The sequence below is a fragment of the Mycolicibacterium sp. XJ2546 genome, from assembly GCF_053483195.1.
This window is the reverse complement of record NZ_JBEFRW010000001.1, coordinates 114,586-127,862: the sequence shown is the minus strand read 5'-3', so window position 1 is coordinate 127,862 and position 13,277 is coordinate 114,586. Positions and strand designations below refer to the sequence as shown.

The window sequence follows — 13,277 nt, the reverse complement described above, 5'->3', positions numbered from 1 at the left end:
ACTATTAGCTCTAGTCTGTGGTCACACGCTGAAATGGAAGGCACGTAGGAATGAAGACAAAAGGCGCGCTCATCTGGGAGTTCAACCAGCCGTGGTCGATCGAGGAGATCGAGATCGGCGACCCCGTCAAGGATGAAGTCAAGATCCAGATGGAAGCGTCCGGGATGTGCCACTCCGACCACCACCTGGTCACCGGCGGTATCCCGATGGGCGGTTTCCCCGTGCTCGGCGGCCACGAGGGTGCCGGCATCGTCACCGAGGTCGGACCGGGCGTCGACGACCTCGCCCCCGGCGATCACGTGGTGCTGTCGTTCATCCCGTCCTGTGGCAGCTGTCCGTCGTGTCAGGCCGGCATGCGCAACCTGTGCGACCTCGGTGCGGGCCTGCTCAACGGCGCGGCGGTGTCCGACAACACGTTCCGGATCACGGCCAAGGGCCAGAACGTCTTCCCGATGACCCTGCTGGGCACCTTCTCCCCGTACATGGTCGTGCACAAGTCCTCGGTCGTGAAGATCGACCCGTCGATCCCCTTCGAGGTGGCGTGCCTTGTCGGTTGCGGCGTCACCACCGGGTACGGCTCGGCCACCCGCACTGCCGACATCCGGCCCGGCCAGGACGTCGCGGTCGTCGGTGTCGGCGGGGTGGGCATGTCGGCGCTACAGGGCGCGGTCGCCGCGGGCGCCCGGCACATCTTCGTGATCGAGCCGGTCGAGTGGAAGCGCGACGCCGCACTGAAGTTCGGTGCGACGCACGTGTATCCGGATCTCGAGACCGCGATGATGGGCATGGCCGAGGTCACCATGGGCCTGATGGCGCACAAGGTGATCGTGACGGTCGGCGAGTTGCACGGCGCCGACATCGAGAACTACATGAACATCACCGCCAAGGGCGGCACGTGTGTGGCCACCGCCATCGGCAGCCTGCTGGACACCCAGGTCACACTCAACCTGGCGATGCTCACGCTGATGCAGAAGAACCTGCAGGGCACCATCTTCGGCGGCGGCAACCCGCACTACGACATTCCGCAGCTGCTGTCGATGTACAAGGCAGGCAAGCTCAACCTCGACGACATGATCACCCGCCAGTACAAGCTGGAGCAGATCAACGAGGGCTACCAGGACATGTTGGAGGGCCGCAACATCCGCGGCATCATCCGCTACACCGACGACGACAGGTGACCGGCATGACCGAAACCGTCGCGCAGACACCGGCTTTGGCCGCATCGCAGGGTTCGTGGCGCTGCGTTCATGCTCACGACAAAGAGGGCTGGCTGGCCCTGATGGCCGACGACGTCGTCATCGAGGACCCGATCGGGCCGGCCATCACCAACCCCGACGGCAACGGCGTGCGCGGTAAGGAGGCGGTCGCGGCGTTCTTCGACGCCAACATCGCCACCAACGATCTCCGCATCACCTGTGAGGAAACGTTCCCGTCGAGCTCACCAACCGAGATCGCCCATATCCTGGTGCTGCGCAGCAAGTTCGAGAACGGTATGACCAGCACGGTGCGCGGCGTATTCACCTACCAGGTCAACGACGCCGGTCTGCTGACCAACCTGCGCGGCTACTGGAACATGGACGCGATGCAGTTCGGTCAGGCGGGCGAAAGCAATTAACCCACCGTTGGCCGACCGCGGCGCTGTGGTCGTCGGCGGCTCGCGCGGCGTTGGGCTCGCGGTGGCTGAACTGCTCGCCCAACAGGGTGCAGGCGTGGTGGTCAACGGACGCGATGCCGACGCGGTATCCGAAGCGACCCAACGCATCCCGAATGCAGTGGGCCTCGCAGGCTCTCCCGTCGAACCGGAGCTTGCCGACGCGTTGATCGATAAGTGCATTGGCGAGTTCGGCCGCATCGACATCCTCGTCAACTGTGCGGGCATCGCGGAGCCGCCCGGCTCGTCAATACTGACGGTCAGCAGCGCGCAGTTTCGCGATCTGGTCGACGCGCATCTCGGCACGGTATTCGAGACGTGCCGCGCCGCGGCACCGCAGATGGTGGCCCAGGGCGGCGGCGCGATCGTCAACACCAGTTCGTTCGCCTTCCTCGGCGACTACGGCGGGACCGGCTATCCGGCGGGCAAGGGCGGCGTCAACGCGTTGACGATGGCGATCGCGGCCGAACTGAAGGAGCACGGCGTCCGCGCGAACGTCATATGCCCCGGCGCCAAGACCAGGTTGTCGACCGGCCGGGAGTACGAGGCCCACATCGCGGAGTTGAATCGGCGTGGGTTGCTGGACGACGTGAGCATGCAGGGCGCCCTCGACGCGGCGCCGCCAGCGTACGTCGCCCCGACCTACGCTTACCTGGCCAGCGACTTGGCGAAGGACGTGACTGGTCAGGTCTTCATCGCCGCGGGCGGTTTCGTCGGCCGCTTCGACCGGCCGACGCCAACGGTCCTCGCGTTCCGCGATCACAACGACTCGCCGCCGTGGACGGTTGCCGAGATCCACGCAGCCGTCCACGCAGGCTGAGGCCAGGCTGACATCGCTGCGCTCACTATGCTCGAAGGATGGCAACAGTCTTCAGCAAGATCATCAACGGGGAACTGCCCGGCAGGTTCGTGTACGAAGACGACGAGATCGTCGCGTTTCTGACGATCGAACCGATGACGCAGGGCCACACGTTGGTGGTGCCGCGAGCGGAGATCGACCATTGGCAGGAGATCGAACCCGCGGTTTTCGGCCGGGTCATGGAGGTTTCGCAGCTGATCGGCAAGGCGGTGTGTAGGGCCTTCAGTGCCGACCGGGCCGGTGTGATCATCGCCGGGCTCGAAGTACCGCATCTGCACGTGCACGTATTTCCGGCCTACAACCTGACCGATTTCGGGTTCGCGCACGTCGACCGCAACCCCTCAGCGGAGTCACTCGACGAGGCACAGGCCAAGATCAAGGCAGCGCTGGCCGAATTATCCTCCTGATCGGCGATTTGTGTGCGTTTGAGCGCGCTCAGCGCAACAAAACGCACACAACTCGCAGTCTCTAGACTGGGGCGATGAACCTCGGCAAAGCCGTGACGGACCTGGCGACAGCCCCGGTACGAGTCGGGCTCGCGATGGCCGACGCCGGCATTTCCATGGCCAGCGGCGCGCTCGGCATGGCGCAGCGGTCACTTGGTGAACCGAATACGGCGACGCGCAACGCCTCGGTGGCGCACATGTTGGGTATCGATGACGCGGTAGAGCGCGCGAACCGACTGGCCCGGCTGATGGACGACGACGCACCGCTGGGGCGGGCGCTGCGGCCCGATGGCCCGATCGACCGGCTGCTGCAGCCCGGCGGGCTGGTCGATCAGCTGACCGAGGAGGGCGGCTTGCTGGACCGGCTGACCGCGGAGAACGGTCCGATGTCCCGAGCTCTGGCTCCCGGTGGGCTGGTGGACCAGATCGCCTCCGAAGACGGCTTGATCGACCGGATGACCGCCGACGACGGCGCATTTTCTCGGGTCATCGCGCCGGGCGGGCTGGCGGATCAACTGCTGGCCAACGACGGCCTGATCGAGCGGGTGCTGCGCGAGGACGGGGTGGCCGACCGGCTGCTCGCCGAGGACGGGCTGCTCGACACGTTGACCGATCCCGACGGGCCGCTGCTGAAGCTGGCCGACGTCGCCGACACCCTGAACCGGTTGGCGCCCGGGCTGGAGGCGTTGGCGCCGACGATCGACGCGCTGCACGAGGCCGTCGTCACGCTGGCGCAGGTGGTCAATCCGCTGAGCAACATCGCCGACCGGATCCCGATCCCGGGCCGGCGGCCGCGGGCCCGTACGACGTCGCGTACCGTGACGTCACAGCGCATCATCGAGGCCGAGGAGTGACCCGATAAGCTCGGACCTCGCAGGCCTCCTTAGCTCAGTTGGCAGAGCGACACACTTGTAATGTGTAGGCCGTCGGTTCGATTCCGACAGGAGGCTCCATACGGGTCACGACGTTTGCGTTGTACCCGGCCGCAGCTTTGCAGCATGAGACAGTGTCGCGGTTGCGGTTCGCCGTTCTCGAAACGCAGCCAGAAGGTCTACTGCAGCAATGCATGTCAGCCATCGTTCCGGCGCCACGCTAGTACGAAGCACTGGATTCGACAGCCACCAAACTTATCACATCCGAGCGTGAACGCTCAGGGTTGCTGCGCGACTTGCGGCGGCGCCGGCACCTGGCTGGGTATGCCGCTCGCGCTGGTGTTGGCCCACGTCGACGGCAGCCCGACCAATAATCGACGCGAGAACCTGCCGCTGGGCTGCCCGAACTGCGATACTCAGCTACCGACATACAAGAGCCGCAACCGCGGCAAGGGCCGCCACTTCCGCCGGCAGCGCTACGCCAACTGGCAGTCGTACTGAGGTTTACCGCAGCCGCTGTTACGCCGCCAGCAGCCGCTGGCCGAGATACTCACCATCGTCGACGCCCGGCAGGATCGCGAACACCGCGGACCCGATCGTGGTGATCCACTCGTTGAGCGCGTCGGCGTCGGCCAGCCGCTGCTGCACGGGCACGAACTGCTTGGCGGGGTCACGTTGGTAGGTGGCGAAGATCAGGCCGCTGTCGCTGGTCTGGCCGTCCGGCGGCGGGTCGTCATAGTTGTAGGGCCGACGCAGGAACTGCTCGTCCTCGGTGCGGTGCCTGGCCAACGCGATGTGCGAGTTGGGTGGTATCACCGGAATCCCGTTGACGCTCGCGGCGAAGTCGGGTTCGTCGAACTCCTGGCGCCCGGTCAGCGGCGCGCCGCTGTCGAGCCGCCGACCGACCGCGAGTTCTTTGCTCTCCCGGTCGATCTGATCCCAGGTGTCCATCTCGGCGCGGATCCGTCGCAGCACGAGAATCGTGCCGCCGGCAAACCACGGCTGCGCATCGCCGGAGTCCCACACCTGGCGGTCGAATGCCGCCGGATCGGCCAGGTTCACCGTGCCGTCGATCTGTCCCATCAGATTGCGCATCGTCGCGCCCGACGCATCCGAGCCGCGAGCGTCGCGGAAACCGCTCTGGCGCCAACGCTGGGTCGTCATGGTGCGCACGTTCTTCAGCAGGACGCGGCTGGCGTGCGCAACGGCGACGGGGTCGTCGGCGCAGATCTGCAGCAGCAGATCGCCTCCACTGCAACGGGATTCGAGCTGATCGGTGCGGAACACCGGTAGCTCGGTGGCCGTTGGAGGTTGTAGATGGGCCAGCCCGACGCGGTCGAACAGCGCAGGACCCACCCCGACGGTGACGGTGAGGCGTGCCGGCCGGTGGGCGAGTTCGGGCTCGGTATCGGCGAGCGCCGGCTGGCCGTGAGTAAGCCTGGCGGCGTCGGCGGTCCACAGTCGCAGTACCGCCGCCAAGGTGTCACGCGGCGTGCGCCGGGCCTGGGGTTTCAGATCGAGCGCGATGAACAGCGCATGTGCCTGCGGCGGTGTGGCGATTCCGCCTTGGTGTATGCCGTGGAACGGTTCGACCTCGGTCCCGAACCCATGTTGGTCCGTGGCTGGTTGGCCTCTTGCACACTGGGTCAGCGCGGCGCTGGCGGCCAACGCGGCGGCACTTCCGGTCAGAAGGCGCCGCCGGTTGACCGTGAAACGACCGCGCGGGGCCTGCTCAACCATGGTCGTGCGCGGGCGCGTCGTAGTCCTCGTCAGCGCCTGCGAAATCGCGGATTTGTGCGGTGACGGGCAACGTCGAACCGTCCTCGAACACCACGGTCACCTCGACGTCGGCGCCCGGATGCAACGGCTCGCGCAGATCCATCAGCATCAGGTGATCGCCGCCGGGCACCAGGTCGCGGGTGCCGCCCGCGGGAACGACGAACCCGCCGTCCTTCTCGCGCATCGTTTTCGCACCGGTGGCGTCGGCCGTCACCTCGTGCAGCTCGACCCGGTCGGCCGCGGGTGAATCGCCGGAGACGATGTGCGCATCGTGATGGCCGGTGTTGGTGAACGTGCCGAAGACCGCCGCCATCCCCGCGTCGGCCGCGCTCGCCCATTGGTCGGTGATGGTGACCGCCTCCGCCATCGGCGGCTCGTCGTGTGGCTGCGAGGTGCAACTCGAGACCAACAATGCGACGGCGCCCAGCGCCGCGATACGTGCGCTACGCATCCGAGTACTCCTTCTCCTTGCCTTCTTTGTTGTTGTCCGCGGCGGTTCGCCGCTGTTTGACCACGCCGATGATTTGATCGACGACCACGAAAGCCACCAGGCTCAAGCCGAACAGCGGCAGCAACCAGCCGACTACACCAGCCACGACGATCACCGCGACTATTGCCGTCGGCGGCAGGGTACTGAGGACTCCGCGCAGCGGCGGACGCCCGACTGCCCACGACGACCCGCGGGTCGGACGGCGTTGCCACCACATCTGGTAGCCGCGGGCGATGATGGTGATGAGCCCGATCGCGGTGAGCGCCAGCAGGATCTGGTTGGGCCACCCGAACAGGATGCCCATGTGCGTGTCGATGGCCCAGCGGGTGAGCTTGGCCAAGAACGGCCAGTCCGCGAAGTTGACCCGGTCGGTGACGGCACCGCTGTCCGGGTCGACCGCGATAGCGTCACGTCGGGTGGGCCAGTCGCGCTTGTTCTCCTCGACGCGCCAGCTCCGCCCCGCTTCGGCCGGCGGATACAACCACATCGGCCCTTCCAACCCCGCGTGCTCGGCGGTGCGCAGCGCGGTGTCGACCCCGTACAGCAACGGGTCGCTACCACCGGGGTGGCCTGCGTGATGGTGTGTACCCGCAACGTTGTGCTGCCCCAGCGTGGTGTCCACGGCGGGCGCGGTGGTGTTCAGCTTATGCTGGATCAGGTCCACGGAATTGCCGCCGTAGCGCGACCATGTGATGCCGGTGACCGAGAGCCCCAGCAGCGCAACGAGGATCCACACTCCAACCGCACCGTGCCAGGACAGTGCTCGGCGACGGCCCTTCTTGGTGCGGTCGGGCAGCGCCAGCCGGCGCAGCTTGCGGCTGTCCCGGCGGTGCAGATACCAAAGCATCAGCCCGGCAAGCGAAATCACCCACAGCCAGCTCGCGGCGAGCTCGCTGTAATTTCGTCCGGTCGCGTCAAGGTGCAGTGTGCGGTGCAGCTCGTCGAACCACGCCCGCAGCGGCATCCACTGCCCGTAGGTGGTCAGCGCGCCGCGCACGTCCCCGGTGTAGGGGTCGACGAACACGGTGCGGGCATAGTCGGCAGGCACGTCATCGACCAGCAGCCTGACCTGGGTGGTCTCGTCGGCGTCGGTGGGCGGCCGAATGCTCTCGACGGTTCCGGCGGGATGGGATGTGCGCACGGCAGCGATCTGGTCGGCCAACGCGAGACGCTGCTCGCCGACACGGTCAACGGTCAGCTCGTGGCGGTACACCGCGTTGTCGATCTGCGGGATGACCGCGTAGAGCAGGCCGGTGACGGCGGCGATCAAAAGAAACGGACCGACGAATACGCCCGCATAGAAGTGCAGGCGCATGAGCAGGGCTCGCAGCCCGCGGGATGTCTCGGGGGTTGTTGTCATAAACGGGAAGGGCTTTCGAAAGTAGGGTGCGCGCCCCGACACCACGGACGGTGCAGCGCAGAATTTCGCCGCTTACGCGGCGTGCTGAACGGCCATCAGCGCGATGGCGACAGGAACGAAAGGCGTGAAGCTAGACAATCGGCGCAGGCGGGGCACGCATGCCCAAACCTGAATGCAGTAGGACTGCCTGCGCGACAACGCTGTTGGCGGTCCAGTGCCGGGGACGTGAGGTCGCGCGGACCGCGTCGAGTGTGAACAGCCGCAGCCAGCACAGCACTGACTCGCATACGACGTAGAGGTATTCCACCGCTGCGATGGCCGCACCGAGCACGACCGCCGCGACCGCATGGGCGGCTGCCATGGACACGGACATGCCGAACCCGCTGACACCATGGCCGTGGCCACCGAACAACGCCAGCGCCCCGTGACCCAGGAGCTGCGTGCCGCCCAATGCGGCGATGACACTGAGAAGACGGCCGTGGGAGTCACCCGGTGCCGCGGTGCCCACCGCGACACCCGCGGTGGCACACAGCAACAGGACGACCATCAGCACAGCGCCGTGCGGAATCGCGTCGTCGACGGCGGTGTGGGCAGCAACGGTGAGCAAGGCCGAGCACCCGCCGACCAGGCCGCCGCGCAACCAGCGCGCACGGACATGCGGAGTGCTCACGTGCCGAACCTTACCGCTTCGCTACTACAGCGCCTAGTAGAGAGCAGGTTGCCACTTGTCCGTACAGGTCACCGGTCTTGGTGATAACCCCCTTGCAAGCTGGCGTTTCGGCCCGGGTCAATTTGCGATTTCAACCAACTGCTGGCGGTCCTGCGTTTGCTGGCAAGCGGCGGTGTGAGCATTGATCAGCCGTCGTCGGGCGGCGCAGCTGCGCAGATCTTCGCTGCGGTCGACGCACGCGTTAATTATTTGCGACAAACTCCTCCTCGGTGGGCGGCACGGGGGTATTTTGCCAATTGACTGCAATCGCACCCGCCATAGGGAATTGCAAAGGCAGCCAGCGCTTCGATTAACAACGAGGGGTGTAGCGCTGGCGTGCAGGTCCGCTCTTCCTGTTATGGCTGCGCTGTGAAATCGCTGCAAGGGGGGCACGAAATTGTCGGCCGAGGTCGCATTCGTGGACGAATACGATCGAACCAGCGCAGCTGATGAGATCGTCGTGTTCGAATTGGACGGCGTCCGATACGAGATCTACCTCTCGCGGGAGAATGCAAAGAAGCTCCGCGATACTTTCGCTTCCTGGATAGGCGCCGCGCGCCAAACAGCAATCCGTCAGCGCACGCACCTATTCAGCGCAAAGCTAGACTCCGCCGAGGCCGCGGCGATGCGTCGCGCGGCAATTCGACAGTGGGCCTGGATGTACGGTCACGGCGTTGCAGTCCACGGTCGAATACCGCGCGACGTCCTCAACGCTTACGAGGCAGCCCACGGCAGAAAAGTGCAGCAGGGTTAGCTGGCGTCGTCGGCTTCAGGCCCGAGTTGACTCACCACGAAAGCTGCTCCCTCACCGACCATTCCGTTGACGCCATAGACGTTGTGCGCGAAGGACGGTCCGCCGGCGGGCGCGCCGTTGCAGATGGTGTCGTCAGGTGCACACAGTTCCATGGTCTTGTCCACGTAGGACGGGCCTATCACGACCGGCGGGGCGCCGATATCCCGCATGAACTGATCCGACGGCATGCCGATCAAAATCACTGCGGCGACGTGCTCGGCGATTTCCTCGGGCATGGGCTCCGGAATGAACTCGCGATACTCGGCCGGAATCTGCTCGGGTATCTCGGCGGCGGTGACGTAACCGGCAACGACCGCCCCCTGCGAGAAGCCGCCGAGAACCACCTTGGTATCCGGGCAGTTGGCAGCCGTCGCTTGGACTTTGAGCGCCGCATCGCGAATGCCATCGATCACCGTGCGAGCAAATTGGATTCGATCGCCGAACGCACCGCTCGCGAGATAGTTGACCGGGTACACGTTCATGGTCCTGGGCGCCAGTTGCGTGCGCAGGGTGTCAACGAACGCCTGGCCGATACCGCCGACACCGGGCGGCTCGCCGGTTCCGCGCGCGAAGACCAACTGCACGTCCGGACACGGCGGCGGTGCCGGCGCCGGGGCTGGGGCTGGGGCCGGTTGTCCTGCGGCGATCGGGACGGGTCCTGCAAGCAGCGCAGCGGACGTCACCGCCGCAACGGCCAGCAATCGAGCGATTCGCCCAGCGTTCATGGTTCAACTCCTACACGTCAATGCATCACGTCAAACTGAAGTGCGACGGCCGTCGCCGGTGACCCCATACCCCGGCGTTTGCTGGTCTAACCGCGGCGGTTGCGGTCATTTGACCGGGGCAGTAGCTTCGCTGACGTTCACCAGCATCTTGCCGATGTTAACGCCGGTGAAAAGCCCATTCAATGCGTAGACACAGGACTCAATGCCTTCGAAGATCGTTTGGCGGTGCACCAGGCGGCCCTGCTGTGCCCACCTTCGAAGCGGGCCGAACGCCTCCTCGAAGCGTCCCCATTCGTCGAGGGCATTGAATCCCTGCATCGACGCCGTTTTCGACAGCAGGTTCACGTAGTTGGCCGGCCCGGGATGCTCTCCGGTCAGATAGCTCGAGATGACGCCGCACAGCACGACGCGGGCCTTGGGCGCCAGGCGGCCAAGTACCGCGTCCAGGATCGGGCCGCCGACGTTGTCGAAGTAGACGTCGACCCCCTTCGGGCAGTGCTGCTTGAGTGCTGCCTTGAGATTGTCCTCGCGGTAGTCGATGCAGGCGTCGAAGCCGAAATCCTCCACCACCGCACGGCACTTCTGCGAACCACCCGCGATTCCGACCACACGCGCACCCGCGATCTTGGCGATCTGCCCGGCGACAGACCCGGTCGCCCCGGCAGCCGCCGACACCACAACCGTCTCCCCCGGCTGTGGCTTGCCGATGTCGTTCATGCCGAAATACGCTGTGGCGCCGGTCGGCCCGTACACGCTCATGACCGCGAGCTGGTCGACCGCCGGACCGGGCACCGGTGTCGTGAACACGTCGTCGCGGCTGATCACATACTCCTGAAACCCGGTCAGCGTGGTGACGACATCGCCGACGGCGTAGGCGTCGCAGCGGGAGGCCACCACCTCGCCGATTCCCGCCGCACGGATGACCTCGCCGAGTTGCACCGGCGGCAGATAGCCGGGCTGATCGTTGAGCCAGGTGCGCGCTGCGGCGTCGATGCCGATATAGGTAGTGCGCACCAGCGCTTCACCCTCGGCAGGTTCGGGCGCAGGCGTGCTGATCAACTCGGTGTCATCGGGTTGTACCAGGCCGCTGGGCCGGCGCCGCAACACGATCTGGCGATTCATCAACTCGGCCACGCCCGCGAAACTACCGGCTTCCATCGGAATTGGTGGGAACCCGCCCGCGGCTGAGCCGACTAGACCCGTTACGCCCGTCGCACACCGAGATCGCTGTCGGCCCGCGAGAGCCGCGCGTTGTCGGGACCAACGGCTACCGGCGGCACGGCAAGGTACACATGCAATCCGCCGAACAGCGCTCCGGCAAGAACCGGTATGGCCACCGCCGGGAGACCGGCGATGAACAGCATCATCGAGATGGCGAAGAGCACCTGGGAACCAAACAGCCATGCGAAACGATGCGGCAGACCGCGAATGTCGCTGTGCACCGCCTGCATTCGCCACTCACGAATGAAGTCGGTGTAGTCGAGCAGCTCACTTTCCTGTAAGGCAGCTGAGGCGGCCCCACACCACTCGATATAGGCCAGCGCCCGTCTGCGTTGTGTGGCCAGATCCTCGGCGCTTCCGCGGAATCGGCGACGGACGAGCCATTCGGTGGCGATGGCCGCGTCACGACGCAGAAGGTCCTGCAACTCCGCGCAGGTGACGTTCGTGCCGCGGAGTTTGTGGCGGTTGGTGGGAGGGATCGCGCCGACGTTCACGCCGAGTCGACATCCCAAAGGAGATCCGGGCACCAGTCGCGCTCGAACTCACTCGACAGGTGGTTTAACCGATCGGCTTCGTTGCACGCATCGGCAAGCGTCCATATCAGCTTGTGCACATCAGCGATATCGAGCTCCACCTGCTCGCGGCCGATCCGAATCTGTCGGGTGATAACGGCGCCGCTTGCGTCCTGCAGACCGACGATCTGGACGGGCACCTGTTCGCCCCGGCGGGTGCCGAGGAAATGCCGTGCGATGTCTCCGTCGCGGTTCTTCCACGCGCCGACACCGGTCGCGTCGATTGGGGGCGGCACGCTGAATTCATCCGAGTGCATCAGGAATGGCTCCGTTCTAGCCCGAAAACGAACACAGCAACGCCGTGAGATGTTGCCCGGCCGGCAGCTGCCGATGCCTGTCGTCCGGCGCTATCCGCCAATGCAACTCCCCTGGTCGACTACGGCAGAAGGTACCGAAAAACCGCAGGCCATCGCCCCTTTTGCCGGTGCGGTTGACGGATTCGTCAGCGACGTCGCGACTCGGGCAATTGGACGGTTGGGCGAAACTGCTGGGCAGTCGATTGCGCCGAGTTGCCCGCAAAATAACGGCAGCGTCAGACAGTTTCAAGCCGAAACTACAGCGAGGAACCTTCGAAATGCGGCCATTGCGGTGCGCGCCACCACGATGGCCATGACTTTGCCCTCGGGCACGCGTAACCGCAACACCGAACGGCTAATTGCGGGCGGACTTAGGCCGCGTGCCGTGGTGGCGCAACGGGGTGCCGATTCGTCGACAGCTGTCGCCGAAGCTCGTCATCTGTTGGCGGGTCAGCGGTTTCAGGTACAGGGCGCGAACACCGTCGGCGTACGTCGAGAGTGCCGGTTTGAGCCTCGCCCGACCCGCGCGGGTGATGCTGGCGAGTACGACTCGCCGGTCATGCTGGCTCTTGCATCGACGGACCAGTCCTTGCGCCTCCAGTCGACGCATCTGCTGGCTGACCCGGCTGGGTATCACCCCAAGGACCTCGGCGATCTCGCCCATCCGCGCGAAGCCGTCGGTCGAGTTGGCCAGGTACCGCAACAACATGACATCCCAGAGGGTGAGCCCGTGCGCCGCGACGAGTTCTCGGTTCAGCATGGCACAGAGCGCGGTAGCGGTCTCGCTGAAGTTCTGCCAGGAGATGTACTCGGTGTCGTCGAGTCCCGGCAGGTACCCGGACGGCGGCTCGACGCTGGCGCCGTCGGCGGCGGGCAATGGCATGGACGCTGATTGCTCGTCGCCGGAGCCTTGGACGGCAATTCCAGCAATTGTCATCGATCCCCCGATCCACGATCAATTCCAGCAATGGGCAAAGCCAATCAAGTCGCTCGACACGGCCGTTCCGACAAGACAGTAGAACCCCCTGCCGGATCGAATGCACCAATGCGTCAGCAGCCAGCCATCGCTGATACTGTAACGCGTTCTACTCGGAACCGTAAGTTGGCTGTAGGTGCCCCCTCTGCGTTAAGTGCCCAGCAAAACTCAGCGGACGACCATCTCGGGTGTTTGCTGTGACCGGTGCGACACGATCCCGTCGATACCTCCCCCGACGAACCATTGGCAGGTAGGCGCGAAGCGGGAGCAAATCCACAAAACCGAGATTTAGGTGCGGTGTTCCGGTTTGTTCGAATTGCGAAGTGCGACGAAATCATGTTCTCGGAAAGTACAGAAATTACCGCCATTACTGCGCCGATGGAAATCCCCACTTGCATCCAAAATGCTGCGGCCATCGGCTATGGGCAGGTCGGCGCACCACCTCGGATCCACCACAGCAAATGGTGGGCAGGGCCCGGTGTGCGTGCTGAGCCGCACCACATGCCTGCGGCGGCCAACCCACTCCGG

General features: G+C 65.3%; 16 protein-coding genes and 1 tRNA gene. 8 read left to right on the top strand and 9 right to left on the bottom strand.

Annotated features, from left to right (window positions below; translation table 11 throughout):
- Positions 1-50: 50 nt before the first annotated feature.
- The 7 genes from ABQE44_RS00660 (at position 51) to ABQE44_RS00630 (ending at position 4,329) form a co-directional block, all read left to right on the top strand.
- Positions 51-1,178, top strand: coding sequence for an NDMA-dependent alcohol dehydrogenase (locus ABQE44_RS00660; protein WP_448427768.1), 1,128 nt, complete (start codon positions 51-53; stop codon positions 1,176-1,178).
- A gap of 5 nt (positions 1,179-1,183) precedes the next feature.
- Positions 1,184-1,615: a nuclear transport factor 2 family protein gene (locus tag ABQE44_RS00655; RefSeq protein WP_448394803.1), complete on the top strand. Its 432-nt coding sequence runs from the start codon at positions 1,184-1,186 to the stop codon at positions 1,613-1,615.
- A gap of 25 nt (positions 1,616-1,640) precedes the next feature.
- Positions 1,641-2,471: an SDR family NAD(P)-dependent oxidoreductase gene (locus tag ABQE44_RS00650; RefSeq protein ID WP_448428284.1), complete on the top strand. Its 831-nt coding sequence runs from the start codon at positions 1,641-1,643 to the stop codon at positions 2,469-2,471.
- Between the two features lie 38 nt (positions 2,472-2,509).
- Positions 2,510-2,917, top strand: coding sequence for an HIT family protein (locus ABQE44_RS00645; RefSeq protein ID WP_448427766.1), 408 nt, complete (start codon positions 2,510-2,512; stop codon positions 2,915-2,917).
- A 74-nt stretch (positions 2,918-2,991) separates the two neighbouring features.
- A complete protein-coding gene (locus ABQE44_RS00640) occupies positions 2,992-3,810 on the top strand; it encodes a hypothetical protein (protein WP_448427764.1) in 819 nt (272 codons plus the stop codon).
- 23 nt (positions 3,811-3,833) lie between these two features.
- Positions 3,834-3,909 (top strand) — tRNA-Thr (locus tag ABQE44_RS00635).
- A gap of 45 nt (positions 3,910-3,954) precedes the next feature.
- Positions 3,955-4,329: an HNH endonuclease gene (locus ABQE44_RS00630; RefSeq protein ID WP_448427762.1), complete on the top strand. Its 375-nt coding sequence runs from the start codon at positions 3,955-3,957 to the stop codon at positions 4,327-4,329.
- Positions 4,330-4,347: 18 nt separating this feature from the next.
- Here the strand turns inward: ABQE44_RS00630 and ABQE44_RS00625 are convergent, their stop codons facing one another.
- The 4 genes from ABQE44_RS00625 to ABQE44_RS00610 all read right to left on the bottom strand — a co-directional run bounded on the left by ABQE44_RS00625 (position 4,348) and on the right by ABQE44_RS00610 (position 8,127).
- Positions 4,348-5,568, bottom strand: a complete 1,221-nt coding sequence (locus tag ABQE44_RS00625) for a Dyp-type peroxidase (RefSeq protein ID WP_448394800.1) — start codon at positions 5,566-5,568, stop codon at positions 4,348-4,350.
- Positions 5,561-6,058 (bottom strand): copper chaperone PCu(A)C, encoded by a 498-nt coding sequence (locus ABQE44_RS00620; protein WP_448394799.1) that lies wholly within the window; start codon positions 6,056-6,058, stop codon positions 5,561-5,563. Before ABQE44_RS00620 ends, ABQE44_RS00625 begins: the two co-directional genes overlap by 8 nt.
- Positions 6,051-7,457 carry a PepSY-associated TM helix domain-containing protein gene (locus ABQE44_RS00615; protein ID WP_448427760.1) on the bottom strand — a complete coding sequence of 469 codons (1,407 nt, stop codon included), beginning with the start codon at positions 7,455-7,457 and terminating at the stop codon, positions 6,051-6,053. Before ABQE44_RS00615 ends, ABQE44_RS00620 begins: the two co-directional genes overlap by 8 nt.
- A gap of 130 nt (positions 7,458-7,587) precedes the next feature.
- Positions 7,588-8,127: a hypothetical protein gene (locus tag ABQE44_RS00610; RefSeq protein WP_448427758.1), complete on the bottom strand. Its 540-nt coding sequence runs from the start codon at positions 8,125-8,127 to the stop codon at positions 7,588-7,590.
- Positions 8,128-8,584: 457 nt separating this feature from the next.
- Here ABQE44_RS00610 and ABQE44_RS00605 point away from each other — a divergent pair, with 457 nt between their 5' ends.
- Positions 8,585-8,920: an Lsr2 dimerization domain-containing protein gene (locus ABQE44_RS00605; protein WP_448427756.1), complete on the top strand. Its 336-nt coding sequence runs from the start codon at positions 8,585-8,587 to the stop codon at positions 8,918-8,920.
- Here the strand turns inward: ABQE44_RS00605 and ABQE44_RS00600 are convergent.
- The 5 genes from ABQE44_RS00600 to ABQE44_RS00580 form a co-directional block, all read right to left on the bottom strand.
- Positions 8,917-9,684 (bottom strand): cutinase family protein, encoded by a 768-nt coding sequence (locus tag ABQE44_RS00600; protein ID WP_448427754.1) that lies wholly within the window; start codon positions 9,682-9,684, stop codon positions 8,917-8,919. The two genes, ABQE44_RS00605 and ABQE44_RS00600, sit on opposite strands and share 4 nt — an antisense overlap.
- Before the next feature lie 105 nt (positions 9,685-9,789).
- On the bottom strand, positions 9,790-10,818 hold the full coding sequence (locus ABQE44_RS00595) for an NADP-dependent oxidoreductase (protein ID WP_448427752.1): 1,029 nt from the start codon (positions 10,816-10,818) through the stop codon (positions 9,790-9,792).
- Between the two features lie 68 nt (positions 10,819-10,886).
- Positions 10,887-11,399 (bottom strand): hypothetical protein, encoded by a 513-nt coding sequence (locus tag ABQE44_RS00590; RefSeq protein ID WP_448394793.1) that lies wholly within the window; start codon positions 11,397-11,399, stop codon positions 10,887-10,889.
- The gene (locus ABQE44_RS00585) at positions 11,396-11,734 is read right to left on the bottom strand and encodes a hypothetical protein (RefSeq protein ID WP_448394792.1); all 339 of its coding nucleotides are present in this window, start codon (positions 11,732-11,734) and stop codon (positions 11,396-11,398) included. The genes ABQE44_RS00590 and ABQE44_RS00585 overlap by 4 nt, the downstream gene beginning before the upstream one ends.
- A gap of 394 nt (positions 11,735-12,128) precedes the next feature.
- On the bottom strand, positions 12,129-12,656 hold the full coding sequence (locus tag ABQE44_RS00580) for a MarR family winged helix-turn-helix transcriptional regulator (RefSeq protein ID WP_448394791.1): 528 nt from the start codon (positions 12,654-12,656) through the stop codon (positions 12,129-12,131).
- Between the last annotated feature and the right edge of the window lie 621 nt (positions 12,657-13,277).

Coding starts and splice junctions, on each gene's coding strand:
- ABQE44_RS00660 (WP_448427768.1), top strand. CDS start 51: ATGAAGACAAAAGGCGCGCTCATCTGGGAGTTCAACCAGCCGTGGTCG.
- ABQE44_RS00655 (WP_448394803.1), top strand. CDS start 1,184: ATGACCGAAACCGTCGCGCAGACACCGGCTTTGGCCGCATCGCAGGGT.
- ABQE44_RS00645 (WP_448427766.1), top strand. CDS start 2,510: ATGGCAACAGTCTTCAGCAAGATCATCAACGGGGAACTGCCCGGCAGG.
- ABQE44_RS00640 (WP_448427764.1), top strand. CDS start 2,992: ATGAACCTCGGCAAAGCCGTGACGGACCTGGCGACAGCCCCGGTACGA.
- ABQE44_RS00630 (WP_448427762.1), top strand. CDS start 3,955: ATGAGACAGTGTCGCGGTTGCGGTTCGCCGTTCTCGAAACGCAGCCAG.
- ABQE44_RS00625 (WP_448394800.1), bottom strand. CDS start 5,568: ATGGTTGAGCAGGCCCCGCGCGGTCGTTTCACGGTCAACCGGCGGCGC.
- ABQE44_RS00620 (WP_448394799.1), bottom strand. CDS start 6,058: ATGCGTAGCGCACGTATCGCGGCGCTGGGCGCCGTCGCATTGTTGGTC.
- ABQE44_RS00615 (WP_448427760.1), bottom strand. CDS start 7,457: ATGACAACAACCCCCGAGACATCCCGCGGGCTGCGAGCCCTGCTCATG.
- ABQE44_RS00600 (WP_448427754.1), bottom strand. CDS start 9,684: ATGAACGCTGGGCGAATCGCTCGATTGCTGGCCGTTGCGGCGGTGACG.
- ABQE44_RS00585 (WP_448394792.1), bottom strand. CDS start 11,734: ATGCACTCGGATGAATTCAGCGTGCCGCCCCCAATCGACGCGACCGGT.
- ABQE44_RS00580 (WP_448394791.1), bottom strand. CDS start 12,656: ATGCCATTGCCCGCCGCCGACGGCGCCAGCGTCGAGCCGCCGTCCGGG.